The 22,531-nt window shown below is 66.9% G+C and carries 23 protein-coding genes; 15 read left to right on the forward strand and 8 right to left on the reverse strand.

Annotated elements, in window-relative coordinates; all coding sequences use genetic code 11:
• Window positions 1-52: 52 nt before the first annotated feature.
• Both AC5RW2_RS34275 and AC5RW2_RS34280 read left to right on the forward strand, forming a co-directional pair.
• A complete protein-coding gene (locus AC5RW2_RS34275) occupies window positions 53-283 on the forward strand; it encodes a hypothetical protein (protein WP_493952522.1) in 231 nt (76 codons plus the stop codon).
• Between the two features lie 216 nt (window positions 284-499).
• Window positions 500-898, forward strand: a complete 399-nt coding sequence (locus AC5RW2_RS34280) for a hypothetical protein (RefSeq protein WP_493952523.1) — start codon at window positions 500-502, stop codon at window positions 896-898.
• 104 nt (window positions 899-1,002) lie between these two features.
• Here the strand turns inward: AC5RW2_RS34280 and AC5RW2_RS34285 are convergent, their stop codons facing one another.
• Entirely contained in the window at window positions 1,003-1,254 is a 252-nt protein-coding gene (locus tag AC5RW2_RS34285) for a DUF6458 family protein (RefSeq protein ID WP_493963544.1), read from the reverse strand.
• A gap of 179 nt (window positions 1,255-1,433) precedes the next feature.
• Here AC5RW2_RS34285 and AC5RW2_RS34290 point away from each other — a divergent pair, with 179 nt between their 5' ends.
• Genes AC5RW2_RS34290 through AC5RW2_RS34305 form a run of 4 tightly spaced genes read left to right on the forward strand, consistent with a single transcriptional unit; the run spans window position 1,434 to window position 4,555 of the window.
• Window positions 1,434-2,318 carry a hypothetical protein gene (locus AC5RW2_RS34290; RefSeq protein ID WP_493963543.1) on the forward strand — a complete coding sequence of 295 codons (885 nt, stop codon included), beginning with the start codon at window positions 1,434-1,436 and terminating at the stop codon, window positions 2,316-2,318.
• The gene (locus AC5RW2_RS34295) at window positions 2,311-3,069 is read left to right on the forward strand and encodes a LamB/YcsF family protein (protein WP_493963542.1); all 759 of its coding nucleotides are present in this window, start codon (window positions 2,311-2,313) and stop codon (window positions 3,067-3,069) included. Before AC5RW2_RS34290 ends, AC5RW2_RS34295 begins: the two co-directional genes overlap by 8 nt.
• Window position 3,070: 1 nt before the next feature.
• The gene (locus AC5RW2_RS34300; RefSeq protein ID WP_493963541.1) at window positions 3,071-3,688 is read left to right on the forward strand and encodes a 5-oxoprolinase subunit B family protein; all 618 of its coding nucleotides are present in this window, start codon (window positions 3,071-3,073) and stop codon (window positions 3,686-3,688) included.
• Window positions 3,689-3,691: 3 nt separating this feature from the next.
• Window positions 3,692-4,555: a 5-oxoprolinase subunit C family protein gene (locus tag AC5RW2_RS34305; RefSeq protein WP_493963540.1), complete on the forward strand. Its 864-nt coding sequence runs from the start codon at window positions 3,692-3,694 to the stop codon at window positions 4,553-4,555.
• Between the two features lie 17 nt (window positions 4,556-4,572).
• Here AC5RW2_RS34305 and AC5RW2_RS34310 read toward each other — a convergent pair whose 3' ends face one another.
• On the reverse strand, window positions 4,573-5,778 hold the full coding sequence (locus AC5RW2_RS34310) for a DUF445 domain-containing protein (RefSeq protein WP_493963799.1): 1,206 nt from the start codon (window positions 5,776-5,778) through the stop codon (window positions 4,573-4,575).
• Window positions 5,779-6,040: 262 nt separating this feature from the next.
• Here AC5RW2_RS34310 and AC5RW2_RS34315 point away from each other — a divergent pair, with 262 nt between their 5' ends.
• From AC5RW2_RS34315 to AC5RW2_RS34330, 4 genes are all read left to right on the forward strand, one after another.
• The gene (locus AC5RW2_RS34315) at window positions 6,041-6,907 is read left to right on the forward strand and encodes a glycerophosphodiester phosphodiesterase family protein (protein WP_493963539.1); all 867 of its coding nucleotides are present in this window, start codon (window positions 6,041-6,043) and stop codon (window positions 6,905-6,907) included.
• 57 nt (window positions 6,908-6,964) lie between these two features.
• The gene (locus AC5RW2_RS34320; RefSeq protein WP_493963538.1) at window positions 6,965-9,223 is read left to right on the forward strand and encodes a glycoside hydrolase family 15 protein; all 2,259 of its coding nucleotides are present in this window, start codon (window positions 6,965-6,967) and stop codon (window positions 9,221-9,223) included.
• 94 nt (window positions 9,224-9,317) lie between these two features.
• Window positions 9,318-10,151 carry an AzlC family ABC transporter permease gene (locus AC5RW2_RS34325; protein WP_493963537.1) on the forward strand — a complete coding sequence of 278 codons (834 nt, stop codon included), beginning with the start codon at window positions 9,318-9,320 and terminating at the stop codon, window positions 10,149-10,151.
• The gene (locus tag AC5RW2_RS34330; RefSeq protein WP_493963536.1) at window positions 10,148-10,459 is read left to right on the forward strand and encodes an AzlD domain-containing protein; all 312 of its coding nucleotides are present in this window, start codon (window positions 10,148-10,150) and stop codon (window positions 10,457-10,459) included. The genes AC5RW2_RS34325 and AC5RW2_RS34330 overlap by 4 nt, the downstream gene beginning before the upstream one ends.
• Before the next feature lie 79 nt (window positions 10,460-10,538).
• On the opposite strand, the gene AC5RW2_RS34335 is transcribed toward AC5RW2_RS34330, so the two are convergent.
• Window positions 10,539-11,489 carry a zinc-binding dehydrogenase gene (locus AC5RW2_RS34335; protein WP_493963535.1) on the reverse strand — a complete coding sequence of 317 codons (951 nt, stop codon included), beginning with the start codon at window positions 11,487-11,489 and terminating at the stop codon, window positions 10,539-10,541.
• 214 nt (window positions 11,490-11,703) lie between these two features.
• Here AC5RW2_RS34335 and AC5RW2_RS34340 point away from each other — a divergent pair, with 214 nt between their 5' ends.
• The 3 genes from AC5RW2_RS34340 to AC5RW2_RS34350 are packed head-to-tail and all read left to right on the forward strand — an operon-like array spanning window position 11,704 to window position 13,598.
• Window positions 11,704-12,033, forward strand: a complete 330-nt coding sequence (locus AC5RW2_RS34340) for a thiamine-binding protein (RefSeq protein ID WP_493952533.1) — start codon at window positions 11,704-11,706, stop codon at window positions 12,031-12,033.
• Window positions 12,030-12,737, forward strand: coding sequence for an O-methyltransferase (locus AC5RW2_RS34345; protein ID WP_493963534.1), 708 nt, complete (start codon window positions 12,030-12,032; stop codon window positions 12,735-12,737). The genes AC5RW2_RS34340 and AC5RW2_RS34345 overlap by 4 nt, the downstream gene beginning before the upstream one ends.
• 3 nt (window positions 12,738-12,740) lie before the next feature.
• Entirely contained in the window at window positions 12,741-13,598 is an 858-nt protein-coding gene (locus AC5RW2_RS34350; RefSeq protein ID WP_493963533.1) for a spermidine synthase, read from the forward strand.
• 293 nt (window positions 13,599-13,891) lie between these two features.
• Here the strand turns inward: AC5RW2_RS34350 and AC5RW2_RS34355 are convergent, their stop codons facing one another.
• The gene (locus tag AC5RW2_RS34355; protein WP_493963532.1) at window positions 13,892-14,827 is read right to left on the reverse strand and encodes a LysR family transcriptional regulator; all 936 of its coding nucleotides are present in this window, start codon (window positions 14,825-14,827) and stop codon (window positions 13,892-13,894) included.
• A gap of 158 nt (window positions 14,828-14,985) precedes the next feature.
• Between AC5RW2_RS34355 and AC5RW2_RS34360 the strand changes: the two genes are divergently transcribed.
• Window positions 14,986-16,377, forward strand: a complete 1,392-nt coding sequence (locus tag AC5RW2_RS34360; protein ID WP_493963531.1) for an MFS transporter — start codon at window positions 14,986-14,988, stop codon at window positions 16,375-16,377.
• A gap of 149 nt (window positions 16,378-16,526) precedes the next feature.
• On the opposite strand, the gene AC5RW2_RS34365 is transcribed toward AC5RW2_RS34360, so the two are convergent.
• Window positions 16,527-17,996, reverse strand: a complete 1,470-nt coding sequence (locus tag AC5RW2_RS34365; RefSeq protein WP_493963530.1) for an NCS2 family permease — start codon at window positions 17,994-17,996, stop codon at window positions 16,527-16,529.
• Window positions 17,997-18,101: 105 nt separating this feature from the next.
• Window positions 18,102-18,752, reverse strand: a complete 651-nt coding sequence (locus AC5RW2_RS34370) for an FAD-binding protein (protein WP_493952541.1) — start codon at window positions 18,750-18,752, stop codon at window positions 18,102-18,104.
• A 196-nt stretch (window positions 18,753-18,948) separates the two neighbouring features.
• Here AC5RW2_RS34370 and AC5RW2_RS34375 point away from each other — a divergent pair, with 196 nt between their 5' ends.
• Window positions 18,949-19,971 (forward strand): universal stress protein, encoded by a 1,023-nt coding sequence (locus tag AC5RW2_RS34375; protein ID WP_493952542.1) that lies wholly within the window; start codon window positions 18,949-18,951, stop codon window positions 19,969-19,971.
• A 64-nt stretch (window positions 19,972-20,035) separates the two neighbouring features.
• Here the strand turns inward: AC5RW2_RS34375 and AC5RW2_RS34380 are convergent, their stop codons facing one another.
• Together AC5RW2_RS34380 and AC5RW2_RS34385 are read right to left on the reverse strand one after the other, a co-directional pair.
• Window positions 20,036-21,628 (reverse strand): C40 family peptidase, encoded by a 1,593-nt coding sequence (locus tag AC5RW2_RS34380; protein WP_493963529.1) that lies wholly within the window; start codon window positions 21,626-21,628, stop codon window positions 20,036-20,038.
• Window positions 21,629-21,972: 344 nt separating this feature from the next.
• Window positions 21,973-22,344 carry a metallopeptidase family protein gene (locus AC5RW2_RS34385; protein WP_493963528.1) on the reverse strand — a complete coding sequence of 124 codons (372 nt, stop codon included), beginning with the start codon at window positions 22,342-22,344 and terminating at the stop codon, window positions 21,973-21,975.
• Between the last annotated feature and the right edge of the window lie 187 nt (window positions 22,345-22,531).

Genomic DNA, 22,531 nt, shown 5'->3' on the forward strand with positions numbered 1-22,531 from the left:
GATCCGGCGGAAAAGTCTTCAGCAGGCTCGACGAGAATAGCGAAGGAGAGCCATGACTGATATTGATCCGCGGGCGCCGAAGCCCGCAGAACTCAGTGCACCGACCATCCACCTAGCTCCGGCTGCAGCAGCCAAGCTGACCGCTGAGCAACAGGCCAAGTTGGCGTCCCCACGGGGCGCGAAAGCCGGCGATCTGCCCGGCTGGCACAGCATCGGCAACAGCCACAAGCCGAAGCACGCCAGTGGCCGGCAGGGGCCGCCGGAGAAGAAGGTGCGCTGGTAATACCCGCGCAGTGCCACACGCAGTGCCCCGGACGGACATGTTCCGCCGGGGCACTGCTCTCTATGGGGCACCTGCATACAGCGGCACCGCATGCACTGGGCACTCAAGCTACGCAGTGCAGCCACTAGGGCATTGCCTTCTGTAGGGTGGTCGGACCAGTCACCCTGGTCCCGTGGGCTGCACCCATGGGCGCCGGACCTGCAGGGAGGAAGCAGCGTGAGACCTGATGTGCGCCGCATGCTGGTAATCCAGGCAGGCAACGTTCTGCTGCTGGCCATTGCGGCCGGCGTCATCGTGATGGCCGTGAACGCTCTGACCGCTTTCGCCACCGGGGCGCGGGACGAGCCGGACGCGGGCGGCGCCCTTGCCGTGATTTCCCTGGCCGGCGCGCTCACCGTCGTGGTGCTGGCGATTTTTGCGTACCGGTGGACGGCCCGGGGCGAACGCTATGCGCCGTTGTTCGCCGTGCTCGGCTGGGCCGTGCTCTGGCTGCCGCTCAGCCTGGCCTTGGGCGCAGCCAGCGGCACGCCGGCCCTGGCGTACATCGCCACACTCATCTGTGGGGCGGGCATCGTGCTCTCGCTGGTCGCGCTGGGGAGCAAGAAGCCGCGCTGACCCCCGCGGCCCACGCCGCCCGCTCAGACTTCCGTGGCCGCGCCGCCCGCTCCGACTTCCGTGGCCGCGCCGTCGGCCCTCGCCGTTGGCTCGAAAAGGTTGGCCTACAGGCTGCCCCGGGTTTCGTCACGACGGATGGTTTCGCCGGTGTTCGGGTCCTGCACCTGGCGGCTCTCAGTCACGCGGTGGTCGCCGCGCGGAATGGCCATGACAATCGAAATGATGAGGCCCAGTAGGCCGACCCCCATGAGGATCCAGCCGATCAGCGTCAGGTCGACGAAATCCACGACGTCCGCAACAGCGAAGGCAAGGATGGCGCCGATGGCAATCAACGCAATTGATGATCCGATTCTCATAGCCTGCAACTCCTTTTGTATTGGGCGGCCGGCGCAGCAAGTGCTGCTGCGGGCCGTCGGACAGGAAGTACGCGGTGCAATTGTCAGCATACTTGCTGTTTGCGGAATCGTCCCGGAAGCTGTGATTTACGCTTAAGACCGGAACAGCATTGCGGTGCTGAGAGTCTCCAGGAGGTTTTGTGGCCAAAGGACGGAAGATCAATCCAGCTATACGGGTGGCTACGGATGCGGCCTTCGACAAGCAGGGCAACCCGAAGCCTGGCACGACGACTGCCTTCATGCGGGCCCTGGACGTCCAGCGTCCGCTGGTGCTGGCCAACCTGGATCGGCTGCGGCGCAAGTATCCGGACGCCACGCCGGCGGAGCTGGCCGCGACGCTGGAGAAGAACTACCTGATAGCCGTGACCAGCGGCGGTACGGCGGTAGGGGCCACAGCCGTCATGCCCGGTGTAGGCACAGTGGCCACACTCGGCCTTTCCGCGGTGGCCACTATCGGCTTCCTGGAATCCACGGCGCTCTTCGCCCAGTCAATCGCCGAGCTGCACGGCATTGATACTGAAAACCCCGAGCGCTCGCAGGCAATGGTGATGGGCGTCTTGATGGGCGAGGAGGGGAGCTCGCTGATCAAGGAGTTCGCCGGACAGGTCGGCGGCCGCGGCGGGAATCCAGCCCGCGCCTGGGGGAACGCCGTGGGTAGCAGCATGCCCTCCGGAATGGTCAGTTCCTTGCTGGACAGCCTGCAGAAGCGCTTCCTGTCCAGATTGGTGGCCAAGCAGGGCACGGCATTGCTCGGTCGTGCCATCCCGTTCGGTATTGGTGCGGCGGTCGGCGGGGCCGGCAACCACGTGATGGGTCGGCGCGTCATCCGCGCCACCAAGACCGCCTTCGGCGAACCGCCGCTGGTGCTGCCGATGTCACTGGTGGAGGACCTGGTCGAAAACCGGTACCGGCTGGGCAAGCTCCCGGCGGCGTCAGGGCGACTGACTGCCAAGGTGCTGGAGAAACTCCCGGTACGGAAGCGTAAGGGGCAAAAAGCCATCGCGGAGTCGGTGGACGATGAGTGACCGGCCGGGGATCGACCTCAACAGCGACCTCGGCGAATCGGTCGACGGCCGGCTGATGGGCGACGACGCTGCGATGTTCCCGCTGATCACCAGCGCCAACATCGCCTGCGGCTACCACGCCGGCGACGACGAGACCATGCTGGCGAGCTGCCGCCGTGCTGCCGAGAACCGGGTGGCGGTGGGCGCGCACGTTTCCTACCAGGACCGGGCGGGGTTCGGCCGACGGTCCATGGACGTCTCTCCGGCCGAACTGATTGCCGACGTGGCGTCCCAACTGGCTGCCCTCGACCGAATCGGCCGCAGCGCAGGGACCGCCATTGCCTACGTGAAGCCGCACGGCGCCCTCTACAACCGGATAGTCCACGACCGCAGCCAGGCCGCGGCGGTGGTGGAAGCCGTCGGCGCTTTTGACCCGCAGCTTCCCATCCTGGGGCTGCCCGGATCCGCGGTGCTCGAACTGGCCGCCGGTGCAGGGCTGCCTGTCTTCCGGGAGGCCTTCGTGGACCGCGGCTACCGCGGCGACGGCACGCTGATTCCGCGCGGCGAGCCGGGCGACCTGCTGGAAGACCTGGAAGAGATCGCCGACCGCGCGGTGGAATTCGCCCTGAACGATGCGGCCGATTCGCTCTGCGTCCATGGCGATACCCCCGGCGCAGTGGCCATGGCGCGGTTGGTCCGGCAGCGGCTCGCGGCAGCGGGCATCAGCCTCCGTCCCTTCACCGATGCCGCCGCCCCGGCCGCTGGACGGTAGGGTGCGGATCCTGCCCTTCGGCGACGGCGCGCTGCTGGCCGAATTCACCACCCTCGACGACGTCCTGGCACACTACACTGCGCTCTCGGCCTCGCCGCCGCCCGGGGTAACCGAGCTGGTTCCCGCTGCCCGCACCATCCTGGTGACGTTCGCCGCCCCGGCGAGCACCGCCGTCGTCCGCCAATGGCTGGAACAAACGGCACCGCACGACGCCGAAGCAAGCAGCGCCGCAGACCCCGGGGAGATCGTCACGCTCGAGGTGGACTACTCGGGCCAGGACCTGCCGGAGGTCGCACGGCTGCTGGGCGTGAGCGACGCCGAGGTGGTCCGGCGGCATCAGCAGTGCGAATGGACGGCCGCATTCACCGGCTTCGCGCCCGGATTCGCCTACCTGGTGGCACCGGAGAATCCGCTCCAGGTGCCGCGGCTGGCTGAGCCGCGGACCCGGGTACCCGCCGGCTCCGTGGGCCTGGCAGGCGAGTTCAGCGGCGTCTACCCGTCGTCGTCGCCCGGCGGCTGGCAGCTGATCGGCAGGACCGATGCGCGGGTGTGGGACGCCGCGCGGGAGCAGCCGGCGCTGATCGTGCCGGGAACGCGCGTGCGCTTTAGGGCGGTGTAGCCGATGATTACCGTGCTCAAGGCCGGGCCGGAACTGCTGGTGCAGGACCTCGGCCGACCGGGCCATGCTGCCATCGGTGTGGGCCCGTCCGGGGCGCTGGACGCCCGGGCCCTGCGCGCAGCCAACCGGCTGGTGGGCAACCCGGAATCCGCGGCCGGCCTGGAGTTGCTGCTGGGCGGGGCGGTTCTGCAATTCGACGACGACGCCGTGGTTGCGCTGACCGGTGCCTTCGGCGCGGCGTCGGTCGCGGGAAGTAGCCAAGAGCGATACCGCCCGTTCCGGATCACGGCGGGCCAGCGCCTGGAAATCGCCGTCGCCACGTCCGGACTGCGCTACTACCTGGCGGTGGCCGGAGGCATCGAGGCCGAGACGCTGATGGGGTCGGCGGCCACCGATCTGCTCTCCGGCATGGGCCCGGCGCGATTACAGGACGGCGACGTGCTGCGGGTCGGCGCTCGCAGGCCGGGCAGCGGCGCCGGACTTGAGCCCCCGTGGGTTCCGGTGCCGCTGCCGCCCGCTGGAACGGTGGCAGTGCGGTTGCAGCCCGGTCCGCGGCTGGACTGGTTCGCCCCGGACATTCGGCAACGCTTGGCGCTGGGGAACTGGTCGGTGAGTGCCGACAGCAACCGCGTGGGACTGCGGCTGCTGGGGCGGCCGCTGCAGCGGGTGGTCGACGGCGAACTGCCCAGCGAGGGGATGGTCACCGGCGCAGTGCAGATTCCGCCGTCGGGGCTGCCCACCGTGTTCCTGGCCGACCACCCGGTGACCGGCGGCTATCCGGTGCCGGCCGTGGTGGCACCGGCGGACCTGCCGCTGCTCGGCCAGGCCCGGCCCGGCCAGCGCATCCGCTTCTTCTGGACCGGCTGACTCCGGCCGGCCCCCAGCTATCCGAACACCGCGGTGGCCAGCGTGAAGATCGCCAGCCCGGCCAGCGAGCCGACCACGGTGCCATTGATCCGGATGAACTGCAGATCCCGGCCCACTTGCAGCTCGATCTTGCGGGACGTCTCCTGGGCGTCCCAGCGCTCCACCGTCTCGGTGATCACGCTGGCGATTTGCGAACGGTAGGTCCGGACCAAATACCCGGCTGACTCCTCGATCCAGCCGTCGATTTTGGCCGCCAGCTCCGCGTCGGTCGCCAACCGGTGGCCGAAGTCCGCCACCGCCCGCTTGAACGCCAGGCTCAGCTCACTCTGCGGATCCTCCACCGCCTCCAGCAGCGAGGACTTCAGTGTCTCCCAGGTGCGTGTCGCCAGCGCCCGCACTTCCGGATCGCCCAGCGCATTGTGCTTGATCGCTTCGACCCGCGCCATCATCTCTGGATCGTGCTGCAGGTCCTGGGCCAGGGAGTTGAGATAAGTGTCCAGCTGCCGGCGCATCGGATGGTCCGGATCGGCCTGTACCGCAAGGATGAACTTGTACAGCTCCAAGTGGACCTTGTCGCCGACCAATGAATCCACGAACTGCGGCACCCAGGTCGGCGAGCGGTCGGAGACCAACCGGGCCACGGTCTCCTGGTTGTCCAGCACCCAGTCGGCAGCGCGGTCCAGCAACAGGTCCACCAGCTTCAGGTGGTGGCCGTCGCGCAGCAGATGCTCGGCCAGCCGACCCAGCGGCGGACCCCACGGCGGATTCAGCAGGTGCCGGCGGGCCAGTGACTCGATCAGTTCCTGCACGTCCTCGTCGTTGAGCACCTGCAGGGCCCCGCGGATGGCGGTGGCTCCCTCGCGGGCGACCCGCTCGGTGTTCTCCGGCCGTTCCAGCCAGAGCCCGGCCTTGGCAGTAATGCCGAGCGAGGCGATCTTGGCCTTGACCACGTCCTCGGCCAGGAAATTCTCCTCCACGAACTGGCCCAGGCTCGCTCCAATCTGGTCTTTGCGGCGCGGAATGATGGCCGTATGGGGGATCTTCAGTCCCATCGGATGCTTGAACAGCGCGGTGACCGCGAACCAGTCCGCCAGTGCGCCCACCATGCCGCCTTCGGCCGCAGCCCGGACGTAGCGCAGCCACGGGTAGCTTTCCTGCAGGGCAAAGGACACCATGAACACCAAGGCCAGCACCACCAGCAGTCCGGTGGCCAGCAACTTCATCCTGCGCAGGGCCGCGGCCCGGACGCTGTCCGGCAGCACAGCGGTCCGGCTTCCGCCGTGGGACCCGCTCCCGGTGATGTTTCCTGCGTACTCGCTCCTCGGCCCGTCCGTCCGTTCGTCCGCCGTGTCAGGTGCGACGCCGCCGCCCGTCTGAGTGCCCATGTTGCCTCCGAAGCCGAATCGCCGAACGATCATCGATCGTTCACCCTTCAGTCAACCCTACGGCGGTCCCGGTGGTCCGGTCATCGCGTACGGTGAATTCATGGACCAGAGGATCTACGCTCACCGCGGTTCCAGCGAGCAGTATGCGGAGAACACCCGTGCCGCCTATTTGCAGGCAATTGCCGACGGCGCTGACGGGATCGAGTGCGACATCCACCTGACCAAGGACCGCCGGCTGGTCTGCTTCCATGACTTCACGCTGGACCGCACCTCCAACGGCACCGGCAACGTTTCCGATCACACGCTGGATGAGCTGCTGCAGCTGGACGTCAGTTCGTGGAAGGGCGTGCCGATTCCGCCCGAATACGGCGGCACCGCGGACCAACTGGTCACCCTCGACGACCTGGTGGACCTGATCCGCGGGGCCGGACGGCCGCTGGGCCTGGCCGTGGAGCTCAAACACCCCAGTCCGTACGGGCAGGAGCTGGAAGACGAACTGCTCAAGTACCTGATGGCAGAGGGCTGGGACCCGGACACCTCCCGGCTGGACAACATTCAGATGAGCTTCATGAGCTTCCACCCCGACGCGGTGAAGTACCTGGCCGACAACATGCCAGGCGAGTATCTCTGCCAGTTGCTTGATGACATCGACGCCGAGGAACTCAAGGCCAGCCTCATGATGGGCGAGCTGACTGTCGGCGCCGTGGCGGGACTGTTGCGGCGCGCGTTGTCCGAAGGCGAAGGGCTGATCGAGGAGCACCGCGTTGGCCTGGCCGGACCTGGCGTGGACTACGTGCGCTCGCACCTGCCGCTGGTCCGCCGCTGGCTGGATGCCGGCGTGCAGTTCCGTGTCTGGACGGTCGACGATCCGCAGGACGTGGAGCTGTGCCGTGACTTGGGCTTCGGCGAGATCACGACCAACCGCCCGGCCGAGGTCCGCCGGCAACTTGAGACAGCCGGCGTCTAGCCCACCGCGACCGCCGTAAGAACAAGCAGCCCAAGGCCACTGCCGCAACCATGGCCTTTGTGGTTTATTTGGTGCATGGCATCTCCCATTGAGGATTATGCACTCATATCGGATCTGCACACGGGAGTGTTGGTGTCCCGGTCCGGAAGCATGGACTGGCTCTGTCTGCCCCGCTTCGACTCGCCCTCCGTCTTCTCCGCGCTCCTGGGCGGCCCCGGACACGGCCGCTGGCTGCTGGCCCCGGACGGAGCGCGTCCCCAGACCGGGGCGCCGATGGGCGCGGGCCAGGGAGGCGAACAGAGCAACAACCCGGCGGAAGTGCAGGGGAGCCAGCACCCGGTCTCCATCCGGGAACAAGACGAAGCAGTCTCCTCCGACCCTGGGAGCCACCGGCCGTCCGCCACGCAGCAGGCCAAGAAAGCCGCCGGGACAGGCCGCGCGGCCCGCGAAGCCGCGCAACGCGGCGATGCGGACGGCGACGCAGGACAATCCGGCGACGCCGCCGGCACTGCCGAGGCCGGGGCCTCCGGAGCCGCCACCAGCGCCACGGCCGAATCGGCGGCCGGCTCGGGATCCGGGCAGTCCACCACAACGGACGCCATGCACGACGGCGGCGCGGTCTCGGCGCCGGTCCACCCGCAGACCGCACGCAATCACCGTCCGCCAAGCGCCGCCGCAGGCGAAGGCGAGCCGCACGCCGTCGTCGTTGGGCGGTCCTACATTGTGTCCACGTTTGTGCTGCAGACCCGGTGGAAGAGCAGCACAGGCGAAGCGTTGATCACCGAGTTCATGCCGGTGGGCGACCGCAGGGCGTCGTTGGTGCGCCGGGTCGAGGGCCTGTCTGGGGAGATGAAGATCCGGCAGGAGCTGATCATGCGGTTCCACTACGGGGACGTGGTGCCGTGGGTGAACCGGGTCAAGGACGAGCAGACCGGGAAGGAGTCGATTGTCGCGATCGCCGGGCCGGATGCGCTGGTGCTGCACGGGAATGACCTGCCGCGCGCCACGGAACGCCGGCACCGGGGCGAATTCACCATCAGGGCCGGCGAGAAGGTCGACTACGAGCTGTGCTGGTTTCCCTCCCACCAAACGGTCCCGCCGATGATCGACGTCGATGCCGCACTGGACGAGACGGTGAACTTCTGGCAGAACTGGTGCTCGCGGTTCCCGCCGCAGGGCGACTACCACCCCATAGTCAAGCGCTCGCTGTTGGTGCTGCGTGCCATGACGCACGAGACCACTGGAGGAATCGTTGCCGCGCCGACCACCTCGCTACCGGAGTCCTTCGGCGGGGAGCGGAACTGGGACTACCGGTACGTCTGGCTCCGCGATGCCGCGCTGACGCTGGAATCGATGATGACCCACGGCTATGAGACCGAGGCCCTGCAATGGCGCAACTGGCTGCTGCGCGCGGTCGCCGGCGACCCGGAAGACCTGCAGATCATGTACGGCGTGGCCGGAGAACGCGATCTCCCAGAGCGCATCATCGAGCACCTGCCAGGTTATGAGAACTCCGCACCGGTCCGGGTGGGCAACGGCGCGGTGTGCCAGTACCAGGCGGACGTGATCGGCGAGGTCATGGTGGCGCTGGAGAAGCTGCGCAACTTGGGCGGCACCGAGGACCACTTCTCCTGGCCGCTCCAGAAGGCCATGCTGCACTACATCGAGAAGCACATTGACGAGCCGGACCAGGGCATCTGGGAGATGCGTGGTCCCCGGCGATATTTCACGCACTCCCGGGTGATGATGTGGGCGGCCTTCGACCGCGGCGTCCGGGCGGTCCGGGAGCACGGGCTGGACGGCAAGGCCGTGCGGTGGGCGGAACTGCGGGACCGGCTGCGCGAGGAGGTCATGAAGCGCGGCTTCAACCGGGAGATCAACTCCTTCACGCAGGCCTACGACACCACCGAAGTGGACGCGTCGCTGCTGGTGCTGCCGCAGGTGGGCTTTTTGAAGTACGACGACGACCTGATGCTCGGTACCGTGGCCCGGCTGGAGCAGGAGCTGGTGGATGCGGACGGGCTGATCCTGCGCTACCGGACCGACTCCGGAATGGACGGGCTGGCGCCGGGCGAACACCCCTTCCTGGCCTGCTGTTTCTGGCTGGTGGAACAGTACGCCCGCTCCGGGCGGATCGGCGATGCTCGCGATCTGATGGACCGGCTGGTGGGCTACGCGAACGAGCTGGGGCTGATGGCAGAAGAGTACGACACCGTGAACAAGCGGATGACGGGCAACTTCCCGCAGGCGTTCTCGCACCTGGCCTTGATCCGGGCGGCGGACGCGATCAACGGCCACGCGCAGGACGCGGTGTAGACCGCCCACCCCTCTCCCTGCTCTGCCCTGCCCGACGGCGGCGGAACCCCGCCAGGGCCGACACCGCACCCGCGTGCCCGGCTACTGTAGATGAGTGAAGTTTCTCCAGTCCCCGGCCGTGAAGGTGGGGCTGTCCATATCCGTCGCCACCGGGCTGTACGGGATCTCCTTCGGCGCGCTGTCTGTGGCATCCGGACTGGACCTCTGGCAGACCATGGCGCTGAGCCTGCTGCTGTTCAGCGGCGGCTCGCAGTTCGCGTTCATCGGAGTCATCGGCGGCGGCGGAACCGGACTGGCCGCGATGACTGCTTCCGCCTTGCTGGGCATCCGCAACGGCATCTACGGCATGCAGATGAATGCGCTCGTTTCTCCGCGCCGCTGGCGGCGCCCGCTGGCTGCCCACGTCACCATCGACGAATCAACCGCCACCGCGTCCGGCCAGGAGGATCCCGGCGAGCAGCGGCGCGGTTTCTGGACTGCCGGCGTGGGCATATTCCTGCTCTGGAATGTTTTCACGCTGGTGGGTGCGCTCGCTGGCAACGCCATGGGGGATCCGAAGCAGTGGGGGCTGGACGGGGCCGCAGTCGCCGCCTTCCTGGCCCTGCTCTGGCCGCGGTTGAAAGGCAAAGAGCCGGCTGCCATCGCCGTGGTGTGTGCCCTGGCCACCCTGCTGGCCGTGCCGTTCGTGCCCAGCGGCGTGCCCATCCTGGTGGCGGCAGCCGTAGCCGCGGCCATCGGGTGGTTCACGCACAAGCCCGTTCCGGCCGGGATGGCTCCGGACATCGAGCCCTACGACGCACCGTACGCCGAGCACGACTGCGCCCACACGTTCGCCGAGTCGGAACTTCGCGCCATGGGGCAGGACGGCGCTCCCACCCGGCACGACGGCGGTCCCGCCGAGAGCGCAGACGGAAAGGAAGCCCCGTGACCCTGTGGATCTGGATCCTCGCCGCCTGCGTGATTTCCTACCTGACGAAACTGGCCGGCTATCTGGTGCCGGCCAAGTGGATGAAAAACCAGCGGATGTCACGCGTCGCCGCCACCATGACCATTGGGCTGCTCGCGTCGCTGACGGTGGTCAACGCCTTCTCCACAGGCCAGCAGTTGGTGTTCGACGCCCGGCTCGGGGCCCTGCTGGCCGCCGCCGCCGCGCTGCTGCTGCGGGCGCCCTTCCTGGTGGTGGTCATTGCCGGAGCCGTCGCGGCCGCCCTGCTGCGGCTGGCCGGTTGGGGATAGCCGCACGGTCTCCTCACCCTTTAAAGCAGGACGGACGACGGCGGTGCGCACCGCCGTCGTCCGTCCTGCTTATCAGGAGTCAGTCAGCAATCTTGGCGACCAGCCGGCCAACGACTTCGCCCTTCTTGAGTTTCTCGAGGCCTTCCGGGATCTCGTCGAAGGTGATCTCGGTGACGGTCGGGTTGAGCTTGCCGGTGGCGAAGTAGTCGTAGACGCCTTGCACGTCTTCCTTAGTGCCGCCCTGTGAGCCGACCAGGGTGACCTCGGACAGAATCAGGGCCTTGGTGCTGATGGTCGACTCGAGCCGGCCCATGCCCACCTGGACCACGCGGCCGCCGCGGCGGACCGTCTCGATGGCCTCGGCGGTGGTGGTGCCGAAGCCGGCGAAGTCCACGATGACGTCCAGGCCGATTTCCTTGAACTCGGCGATGGACTTGGCCACGTCCTTGGCGCCGATTTCCTTGGCCTGGTCCCAGATCGTCTCGTTGACTTCGGCGATGTAGACCTCGGCGCCGGCCAGCACGGCAACCCGGGCGCCAATCGAGCCGAGGCCGCCGAAGCCGATGATGCCGACCTTGTCGCCGGCCTTCACCTGGCCGTTGGCGATCACTGCGTGGTGGCTGGTCATGCCGGCATCGGTGCCGGCTGCACCCTGCGAGAAGCTGACATTGTCCGGAATGCGGACCAGTGCCTGCTGGTCAATCGCTGCCTTGAAGGAGAAGCCGCCGTCGAACGCGTAGCCGGGAGCACCCGCCGGGGTGGTGGGGCAGAATCCGACACGGTCCCCGACCTTCCAGTCGGTCACGCCGTCGCCGACCTCGGCGATCACCCCGGCGACTTCGTGGCCGAGCGTGATGGGGCGCTTGGCCAGGGTGGAGAGCCAGCCCTCGTCTTCGAGCATGCCGACGTCGGAGTGGCACAAGCCGGCGGACTTGATGTCAACGACCACACCGCCAGGGGCGGCTGTTGGCTCGTCGACGTCGGCCAGTACGAGGGGCTCGTGGGTATTGGTGAACTGCCAGGCTTTCATGGGATCTCCTTGGGCTGCGTTTCGTTCCGCTCCGTGGCGTCTGCCGGAGCAGTAGGGCTTGTGGTCCTCCTGTCACCGTAGCCCGGCAGGCACATTATTTCCATGTATATGCATGTATCCTCCATCACTCTCCAGCGTGAGCCTGGCGCCCCGCCGATTGCGGCAGGTGACGGTGGGCCTGTCGTTGGTCGTGGCCCTGTGGAAGACTGAAGCCATGCTTGTAGCCTTCTCTGTTGCACCCTCCGGCGTTCCCACGGCCGGTCCCGCACCGCACGACGCCTCGGTGCACGACGCCGTCGCCGAGGCCGTCCGGGTTGTCCGGGAATCGGGCCTGCCGAACAGGACCGACGCCATGTTCACCACCATCGAGGGCGAATGGGACGAGGTCATGGACGTGGTCAAGCGCGCCACCGAAGCCGTGGGCCGGTACGGATCACGGGTCTCGCTGGTGCTCAAGGCAGACATCCGTCCGGGCTATTACGGAGAGCTCACCGGGAAGGTGGACCGGCTGGAGGCCGCCATCACCGAGCGGGAGCAGCAGTGACGGCCCGGCCGGACGCCTCGGCCGCCGACCCCGTGGCGGAGTGGACCGCCGTCGAGGATTACCTGACCGTCACCTTGGTGGGCGAGGACCAGTCCCAGGTCTCCGCCAGGGAGGGTGCCGCGCGGGAGGGCCTGCCGGCCATCGAGGTCAGCGCGCCGCAGGGGAAGCTGCTGATGCTGCTGGCCAAGTTGACCGGCGCGAGCAAGGTGCTGGAGATCGGTACGCTCGGCGGCTACAGCACCATCTGGCTGGCCCGCGGAGTGCCGGACGGCGGCGAAGTGGTCAGCTGCGAGTACGAGCCGCACCACGCCGAGGTGGCCCAGCGGAACCTGGAGGCCGCCGGCGTGGCGGATAAGGTCAGCATCCGGGTGGGTGCGGCGCTGGAAACGCTGCCGCAGTTGGCCGCCGGGAACGCCGGGCCTTTCGACCTGGTGTTCATTGACGCGGACAAGGAAAACAACCGGAACTATGTGGAGTGGGCGCTGCAACTGACGCGTCCGGGCAGCCTCATTGTGGTGGACAACGTGGTCCGCTCCGGACAGGTGCTGGTCGGCGGCGGCGACGGAAGTACCGAGGACCGCGACATCCGCGGCACCCGCGATGCGCTGGCGCTGCTGGGTTCCGACGAGCGCCTGGACGCCACCGCGATCCAGACCGTTGGCGGCAAGGGCTGGGACGGTTTCGCACTGGCTCTGGTCAAGTAGCCGATGGGGCGGCGGAGTGCCCGTGCCGACCAGTCCCGGGAGGCGGAGGCGTCCCTTGGGCCGGCCGAAGGGCGCTACGAAATCTCCTCCGGGACGGCCGAGCTGATCCGGGAACCGGATTCTGCGGACAGCTGGCTGCTCAAGATCAACGGCGTGCAGTCGTCCCACGTGGTGGTCGGCGATCCGCTGCGCCTGGACTTTGAATACATGCGCTGGATGGCGGCGCTGATCGGGTCCCGCTGGGCGCCGGGGGCAAAGCTGCGGGTCCTGCACCTAGGCGGCGGAGCCTGCTCGATGGCCCGCTATCTGGCGGCTGCCTATCCGCAGGCCCGGCAGGTCGTCGTCGAGATTGATGCGAAGCTGGCCGATCTGGTGCGGCGGTGGTTCGACATCCCGCGGGCGCCGCTCGTGCGGATCAGGGTAGGCGAAGCCCGGGCGGTGACCGAATCGCTGAGCGAAGACAGCAGGGACCTGCTGATCCGCGACGTCTTCTCCGGCAGTGCCACCCCGGAGGGGCTGACCACGCTGGAATTCACCCGCGCGGTGCGGCGGGTGCTCTCGCCCGGCGGCGTCTATCTGGTGAACTGCGGCGATACGCCCCAGTTGACTGGAGTGCGCGAAGAGGCGGCGACCATCGGTGAGGTTTTCGAGCACCTGGTGATGATCGCCGACCCGCCGATGTTCAAGGGCCGGCGGCACGGAAACGTGGTGATCGCCGCCAGCGACGAGCCGTTGGAGACCGGCCCGGCCTTGGTCCGCGAACTGCTGCAGGGCGCAGTGCCTGCACAGCTGTGGGACGGGGCTAAAACAGCGCAGTTTTGCAGAGGATCGGCGATCAGGCAAGACCAACCGGTCAAATAGCTGCCGTTCCTGGAACGTTATGACTTCGGCTCGAAATTGTTTGTAAGATGGAAGCGAACGGCCGATCGGCGGCCGTACTAGGCCCGGGAGCGAGCCGCTTGCGGCTGGCTCTCCGGAGGCAGGCATAGAAAAAACGGCTTCGACACTATGGATGGTGGCTGGAGCGCTATGTCTGCTCAGCCGGACTTGATCCGGCGCCGGATGCCGGGTGCTGACAACCTAATCCCCCCAAGTTAGGTCCAGTACCCGGCATCTCGGTCTAATTAATCCTTTCACCGGATGTTTGGCCGCCCTTAACCGGCTGCCTGTCCACCTTTTGCCGGCCGTCCCATCAGCTCTGCCTCCCGGGTACGCGCCTCCCGCCTGAGCACATCGACGACGGCGGCGACGGCCGGCTGCCGCAGCGACTCCGGGCGCGCCACCAACCAGTAACCCAGGCGCTCCTCCAGTTCCTCCGGCAGGATGCGGACCAGATCCGGATGCCGGTTGGCCATGAAGCACGGCAGCAGGCCGAGGCCGGCACCTGCCCGGGTGGCCTCCACGTGGACAAACACATTGGTGGAACCGAGAGCGGTCACCATCGCCGGCAGCAACCGGCGGGGGGCGTCCAAGTCGTCCACTTGCAGCATCGAGTCGATGAAATACACCAGCGGGTGATTCATCGCCGCGCGGACGCTGTCCGGCGTGCCGTGTCTGGCCAGGTACTCGCGGGAGCCATACAGGCCCAGGACGTAGCTGCCCAGCCGGATGGATCGCGCACGGTTGACCTGCGGGCGTCCGACGACCACTTCGAAATCCAAACCCGGGCGGTGCTGTGACGCCCGCCGGGCGGCGGTCACGATCTCCACGCTGAGCTTTGGGTGGTCCTGCTGCAGGCGGGCAATCGCCGGCGCGGCGACGAAGGCGCTGAAACCATCGGTGGCGGACATTCTCACCACGCCTGCCAGTTGGTCTGCTTCCTCTGGCGCGCGGTTGAGACCGGCCAGCGATTCCTCGATCCGTTCGGCCACCGCCGCCGCCTTGCGCCCGAGGTCAGTCAGTTCCCAGCCTCCCGGCGCGCGGGAGAACAGTCGACCGCCCAAGGCCTTCTCCAGGGCGGTGATTCGACGCGAGACCGTGGTGTGGTTCAGGCCCAGGTTTTCGGCCGCGGAGGTGTACCTACCGGTGCGGGCAACGGCGAGCAGAATGATGAGGTCGTCCGGATTGGTGGGCGGAGGCGCGGAGGTCATGTCTGCATTTTTGCAGAATATACGTGCAAAGTTTGCCATTGATGCACACCTATTTACAGGGAATACTCAGGTTCGTCGTATTGTGACCTCACTCACAGGCGGCCGGAATATCCCGGCGGCCAGGCACCGCAGTATCCGCACGCCACGCAAGGAGAAAGATGAGCGCCCACGCCACCCCCACCGGACCCGGGTCCGGCACCTCGCACGAGTCGCCGCCGTCGGTCCTGCGCAAGGTTGTAACGGCTTCCATGGCCGGCACGGTTGTTGAATGGTACGAGTTCTTCCTCTACGCCACGGCGGCAACGCTGGTTTTCGGCGCCCTGTTCTTCCCGGATGCCGGCACCGAACTGGACGCGATTATCGCAGCGTTCGTTACCTTCGCCGTCGGCTTCATCGCCCGGCCGCTGGGCGGCATCGTGTTCGGACACTTCGGTGACAAGGTGGGCCGGAAGAAACTGCTGCAGCTGAGCATCATCCTGATCGGCGCAGCCACCTTCCTGATGGGCTGCCTGCCCGGGTTCGACCAGATCGGTTACTGGGCGCCCGGCCTGCTCGTGGCCCTGCGATTCATCCAGGGCTTCGCCATCGGCGGCGAGTGGGGCGGAGCAGTGCTGCTGGTTGCCGAGCACAGCCCGGCCGCCAAGCGCGGCTTCTGGGCTTCCTGGCCGCAGGCCGGCGTGCCGATGGGCAACATGCTGGCCACCGTGGTGCTGTGGGTCATGTCCGGCATCCTCTCCGAGGCCGAATTCCAGGCCTGGGGCTGGCGCGTTGCCTTCTGGCTCTCTGCAGTGATCGTGATCGTGGGCTACTACATCCGCACCAAGGTCACCGAGGCGCCGATCTTCCTGGAAGCGCAGGCAGAGTCCGCCAAGGTCAAGTCCACCTCCTACGGTGTGGTGGAAGTAATGAAGCGGTACCCGCGCGGTGTCTTTACCGCCATGGGCCTGCGCGTGGCGGAGAACATCATCTACTACGTGGTTGTGGCGTTCTCCATCACCTACCTGAAGACCGTGCACGATTTCGACGTCACCACCGTGCTGGGCCTGCTGATCCTGGCGCACGCCTTCCACTTCGTGGTGATCCCGTTCTACGGGCGGATGTCGGACACCCTCGGCCGCCGGCCGGTGTACATGGCCGGCGCCGTGCTGTCGGGCGTCTGGGCCTTCGTCGCCTTCCCGATGTTCGACACGCAGAACCCGATCATCATCCTGGCCGCGATCTTCCTGGGCCTTGCCGTGCACGGTCTGATGTACGCAGGCCAGCCGGCCATCATGGCCGAGATGTTCCCCACCCGGATGCGCTACTCCGGCGTCTCGCTCGGCTACCAGGTGACGTCGATCTTCGCCGGCTCGCTTGCCCCCATCATCGCTTCCACGCTGCTGAAGGACTTTGGCCACTGGCTGCCGGTTGCCCTCTACCTGGTGGTCGCGTCAATCATCACCATTGTGGCCGTGTACTTCGCACGCGAAACCAAGGGCGCCTCGCTGCGCGATCTGGACCGCGCGGACATCGCCGCCCAGACCGGATCCGAGGTGCAGACCCGGGCCTAAGCAGCCCCGGGCCGGGCTGACTCCGGCCAAGGCAAGCCCTGATCAGGGCAAATTGAAGGGACCGGTGCCATCCGTTGGGGGACGGCACCGGTCCCATCCGTTGGGGGACGGCACCGGTCCCTTCGTTGTTCAGGGGGAGAGGCGGCTGGTCAGCGGAAGCCGATGAGCTGTTCGATCGGTCCGATGCCAAAGAAGAGCACGAAGGCAGCGGCCACGACCCACATCAGCGGGTGGATCTCCCGGGCCCGGCCCTGGAACGTGCGCACCAGCACATAGGCGATGAAGCCCGCGCCCAGGCCGTTGGCGATGGAATACGTGAACGGCATCAGCGTGAAGGTCAGGAACGCAGGGATGGCCACGCCCCAGTCGGACCAATCGATCTTGCCCACCTGGGACACCATCATGAAACCAACGACGACGAGCGCCGGCGCCACTGCCTCGAAGGGCACCAGCGAAATCAGCGGGGTGAAGAACATGGCCATCAGAAACAGCAGCCCGGTGACGACGTTGGCCAGGCCGGTGCGCGCGCCTTCGCCGATGCCTGCACCGGATTCCACGTAGATCTGGTTGGAAGAGACCGATGCGGCGCCGCCGGCAACAGCGCCCACAGCGTCGACGATCAGCACCCGGTCCACGTGCGGAATGTTGCCCTGCTTGTCGGTCAGCCCTGCCTCATTGGCCAGGCCCACCATGGTGCCCATAGCGTCGAAGAAGATGCTCAGCAGGATCGCAAAGGCCAGCAGGGAAGCGGCCGTGAAGCCCAGCGTGCCGAAGGAGCCGAAAACGCTCACCTGGCCGATCAGGCTCAGGTCGGGCAGTCCCACCCAGTTGCCGTTCGGCAGTTCGGGCACCACCAGGGACCAGCCCTGCGGGTTGAAGCCACCGGGGCCCACCGAAGGCCCGACCTTGGCCACCGCTTCGATGATCACCGCGAGCACCGTAGCGGACAGCACACCGATCAGGATGCCGCCCTTGACCTTGCGCACCACCAGGGCGATGGTCAGGATCAGGCCGAAAATGAAGACCAGCGTCGGCCAGCCCAGCAGCACGCCCTCGAACCCGAGGCCCACCGGAACCGTGGTGCCCGCCGCGTCCGGAATGCGGCGGATGAAGCCGGCGTTGACCAGGCCGATCAGGGCGATGAACATGCCGATGCCCACCACAATGGCGGTCTTGAGGCTTTGCGGCACGGCGTTGAACACCGCGGTCCGGAACCCGGTCAGCACCAGGATCAGCATGGTGATACCGGAGAGCACCACCAGGCCCATGACGTCCGGCCAGGTCAAGCCAGGATTCGTCGCAACCGTGATGGCGACGAAGGCGTTGACGCCCAAACCGGTGGCCAGGGCGAACGGGTACTTGGCCCACGCGCCCATCGCAATCGTCAGCACGCCGGCCACCAGGGCCGTCACCGCTGCGACGCGTTCGGCGCCGAGCATGGCTCCGGTTGAATCGGCGCCGCCCAGGATCAGCGGGTTCAGCACCACGATGTAGCTCATTGCGAAGAACGTGGCCAGGCCGCCGCGGATTTCACGTGAATAATTGGAGCCGCGCTTGGTGATCTCGAAGTAACGGTCGAGCACCGGAGTCTTGTCGGCTACTGCTGCCTTTGCGGGCATGGGGAATGTCCTCCACAGGTGAGTGGCATAGTTGGAAGTTTCCCCAGAATTCTACGCTCCTACAGCGTGCAGAGGCGTGCGACGGCGGCGCTCGGCTACCGAGGGTCAGGCGACGGCAGTGCGGCAGGAGGAGGCGATGGCGTTTCCGGCCACTTTAGCCTGCCGGATGATCTCCCGCGTGCTGGGGGCCAGCAGGTCTGCAACGCCTACCAGGTAGAGGCCGATGGCGTTCAGGACGGCAGCCGCGTTTTCCCCTGCCGCGATGCCCAAGCTGCGGAGCAGGCGCCGCATCTGGTTCTGCGCACAGCCGGTCAGGACTACGGAATCGGCTACCAGCAGCCCGCGTTCGGTGCGGATGACCCAGCGCTGCTTGCTGTCCCGGCTGATCGACGGGACGCGGGCCGTGCGTGCCTCCAGCGCTCCTGGGTGCGGGTCCAGTTGCAGCGCCGGCGCAGTCTTACCGGAGGTCCGGCTGACTCCGCAGGCAAAGGTGCTGCGCCGAATGTCGAGCTCATGGCTCGCGGCGTATGCCTGCAGCAACCGCAGCAGGTCATTGCGTTCGCCGCGGACCGACGAGTCGGGCAACGCGGACCGGCGGATGGGGTCGGACGGCTGCGAGAGCAGGCCCTCAACGACTATCGAGGACACGCCTCGGCGGCTCAGTTCACTGGCCACCGCCAATCCGGGCAGTCCGGAGCCGATGACCACCGTGGTGGTGTACTCAGTCGGAACCTCTGGGGTGGAAACTCCACTCACTGCACGGACTCCTTGAACGGTAGGGAGAACCTCGGACGGCGAACGGACCGCCCGCAACGCATTTGTGAAACTGTTGTTCAACAGTAATTTCATCGAAGCCTACATAACTTTCCGGCCACTGAGAAGGCTTTTGTTGCAGAGTAAGCTGAAGATAGCTGGCGAGGATGCCCGCGCATCGTTGAGGGAGGCGGAACGAATGACAGAAGGCATGGCCGGAAGCGCCGGACAGGATGCCGCACCACGCGGCATCGTCGTCGGAGTCGATGGCTCCGACCAGAGCATCTGTGCGTTGGTTTGGGCTGCTGAGGAGGCGCAGCGGCGCCGCACTCCACTGCATGTCGTGACTGCCTATACCGTTCCGGTCTTTGCTGCCTCAAGCATGGATGCCGGCTATGCCACGCTGGACGATTCCGTGATCCGCGAAGGTGCAGAAGCCGTGCTGGAGGAGGCCGTGGCGAAAATCGCTGGCTATAACCTCGATGTGGACTCCAGGGTGGAAACCGGCGACGCTGCCGGCGTCCTGCTGGAGCTTTCCGAGCAGGCCGAACTGATAGTGGTCGGCACTCGCGGGCGCGGCGGCTTCATGGGCCGGTTGCTCGGCTCGGTCAGCAGCGCCGTCCCTGCCCATGCTGACTGCCCCACCGTGACCATTCCGCTGGCCTGCGCACCCCGGCTCGGTGGCCTGGACATTGAAGTCCCACGGTCCAAGGAACAGACCGTGCGGCCGGAGGACATCGAGAAGGTCGTCGTCGTCGGCGTCGACGGCTCGGAGCAGGCACGCAACGCCACCCTGGTGGCAGCGGAGCAGGCGGAACGGCTTGGTTATCCGCTCAAGCTGGTGTGCGCGCTGCCGCCGTTCACCGGCTCGCTGGCGTGGGTGCCCGCGCCGCTGGACCGGGAGGCGCTTTACGCCGACATCCGCGAGCAGCTCGACGCCGGCGTGGCCTGGATCAAGAGCCACTTCCCGGGCTTGCGGGTCATCGGCGAGGTACAGGACGGCTCGCCGGTGGAACTTCTGATCGACGCTTCCCGTACGGCCGAACTGCTGGTGGTCGGTACGCGCGGCCGCGGCGGCTTCGCCGGCATGCTGCTCGGCTCTACCAGCCAGGGCGTGCTGCACCACGCCAAGGGGCCGGTCATGGTGGTCCCGGACCGGCAGGATCCCCGGCTGGACGACCGCCGGAACTTCGGTCCCCTCCCGGACGCTGAAGGCCAGTAACCACTTAACAAGCCGGGCCCGGAACCAAAAAGGTCCCGGGCCCGACCCATAAGCCGTTGTCGACCTAGACGGCCCAGCGTGCCCCCGAGGTGTGCAGCTTCCCGTACATGTAGCTGATGTTCGTCACCGTCAGGCCGTCCGTTTCATTCAGCGCATGCACGACCTGCCAATTGCCAATGTAGATGGCTACATGCCAGATGGCCTTCGGCTCTCCCCAGAACACCAAGTCGCCGGGCTGCAGTTGCGAGAGTGGAACCTGGTATGGGGCGTCGTCGAGTTGGGCCTGTGCAGTCCGCGGGAGCCACCGCCCCGCGCTGCTGAATGCCTGCTGTGTCAGGCCGGAACAGTCGTAGCCCAGCGGTCCGTTGCCACCCCAGTCGTAAAAGGACTTCTTGTTGGCTTGCTTTGCCATCGCGTAACTGATGGCGGCGCCGGCGATGCCGCCGTTTGCTGCGGGAGCATTCACGACGGGCGGAGGTGCCACGACCTCGGGCTCCGGCTTGGGTTGAGGCTTTGGTTTAACCGGCGGCGGAGTTGGCCGGGGCGTTACGGGCGCGGCGGGAGCGGACGGCACGGGGGTGGACGGCCTCGGCGTCGAAGGCCGGGGCGCCGATGGAGTTGACGCCGGCGGGGTGGGAGGCCTGGATGTCGACGGCGTGGAAGGTCGGGACGGCGTCGGGGTGGAGGGCCGGGACGGCGTAATTTCGTCGCTGGCCGGCGCCACCGTGGAACCTTGTGCCGTGGAGTTGCTGCTGGCCGGCCGCTGGGCTGCGGCCGCCTCTTGCGCCGACTGCTCGACTAACGCCTGGAGTTGGCGGTCCTGCTCGGCCTTCTCCAGGGCCGCGATGCGTGCGTCTTCTTCGCTGGTGCTGGTGCCGCGAAGTTCCGCCAGATGCCCCAGGAGCGCCTGTCGCTGTTCCTCATAGCGGATCACCAGCTGCTCCTGGGCTGCGCTGGCGGCCTTGGCGTCAGTCTCGGCAGCTTCCGCTGCTACTGCGGCGTCCTTGGCGGCCTCTTCGGCCTGCGTGACGTAGAGCTCCCAGGCGGCCCACAGTTGGGCGGCCTGCTGGGATTCGGTCAGGGTCTGTGAGCGGTTAGCGGTTAGGGCGTCCAGAGTGGAAGCCTTGTACAGCACGTCGCTGGTGTCTTTGCTGTCCAGCAGCGCGCTCAAAGCGGGGTTGACCCCGCCGTTTCGGTACAGCTCGCCAGCCAGCTGGCCCACCTGGTTCTTGACTGAGTCGAAGTATTCGGCGGCCTGCGAGGCCTTCGCCTTGGCATCATCGAGCTCTGCGGTCCGCTCTTGCTGCTTCAGCAGCGATTCGCTGTACGTGTTCTGCGATCGCATCGAGTCGAACTGGGCGTTGGCCAGGTTCCCCGAAGCCGCCTTCAGCTGCTCTTCGATCCGGTCCACCAGTGCCTGGGTGGCGGCTGCATCGCCCTTGGCATCGTCGATCTCGTCACCGGAAGGAAGTGCCGGCGCTGCCGGAAGCATCATTCGAACTGACGACACCTGCGGCAGCGCTCCGGCCGGAGCGGCGACGGCCGGCGCCAGTGCCGGGACGCAGACGAGCAGGGCGGTAGCCGAGAAGAGCGCGACGGCGCGCACCGGCGTCGTCGATCGATGCGGGGCCGGACGCCCCGAGGGAAGCAGCCTCATCCGAACGGGTCCTTAATACGAGCGCAGCAAATGCGCGCGCCCTTTCGGGACGGCCGGCCTTGGGGCCGAGAGCGGTCAATGTGCGAACGGGGCACCCCAACTAGACCGAACTGCATTCACACAGCACGTTGAGAATATGCACCTTTGATCACTTAAGCAACATTTACCTCATGAGTAACATAAACAACATCAGTGTCATTTCAATGCTTTGGTGGGGAAGCGGCGTGTCGCGGGCAGTTCAGGCGTGCAGCCCGCGCTGACAGGGCAGCCGTGCCGGGGGAGGTGTTCCAGGGGCAGGCGAAGTTGATCGCGCCGGCAGAGTGCGGGCGAGGGGAGCCGAGGGGTTAGCCCCAGCCCAACTCGTGCAAGCGATCGTCGTCGATGCCGAAATGGTGGGCGACTTCGTGGATCACCGTGACCAGAACCTCGTGGACTATTTCTTCCCGGGAGGAGCACATCCGCAAGGTGGGGCCGCGGAAGATCACGATCCGGTCTGGCATCGACCCGGCACCCCACCAATGGTCCCGCTCCGTGAGCGGCGTGCCTTCATAAATGCCCAGTAACTCCGTCTGCGGGTCCTCCCACGGCTGCGGGACGTATTCCTCTTCGACGAAGATGCCGACGTTGCTCATTTCGCGCATGATGTCTTCCGGAATCTGGTCGATCGCGTCGTTGACCGCGTCCTCGAATTCCGGCAGGGACATCTCCATCGGCATGCATTCGACTCTACCCGCGGCGGGTGGGGCAAAAAGGAGGTTCCGGGGCTGCCACCGCAGGGCAGGATGGCTCGTTTTGGTTTTTCCCGAAGCAGGCCCTATAGTTTTATAGGTCCACAGCGGGGAAATGAATCCCAAGTGGTCCTGGCCCCCATCGTCTAGCGGCCTAGGACACCGCCCTTTCACG

Source organism: Arthrobacter sp. B0316-1-20 (genome assembly GCF_059091865.1).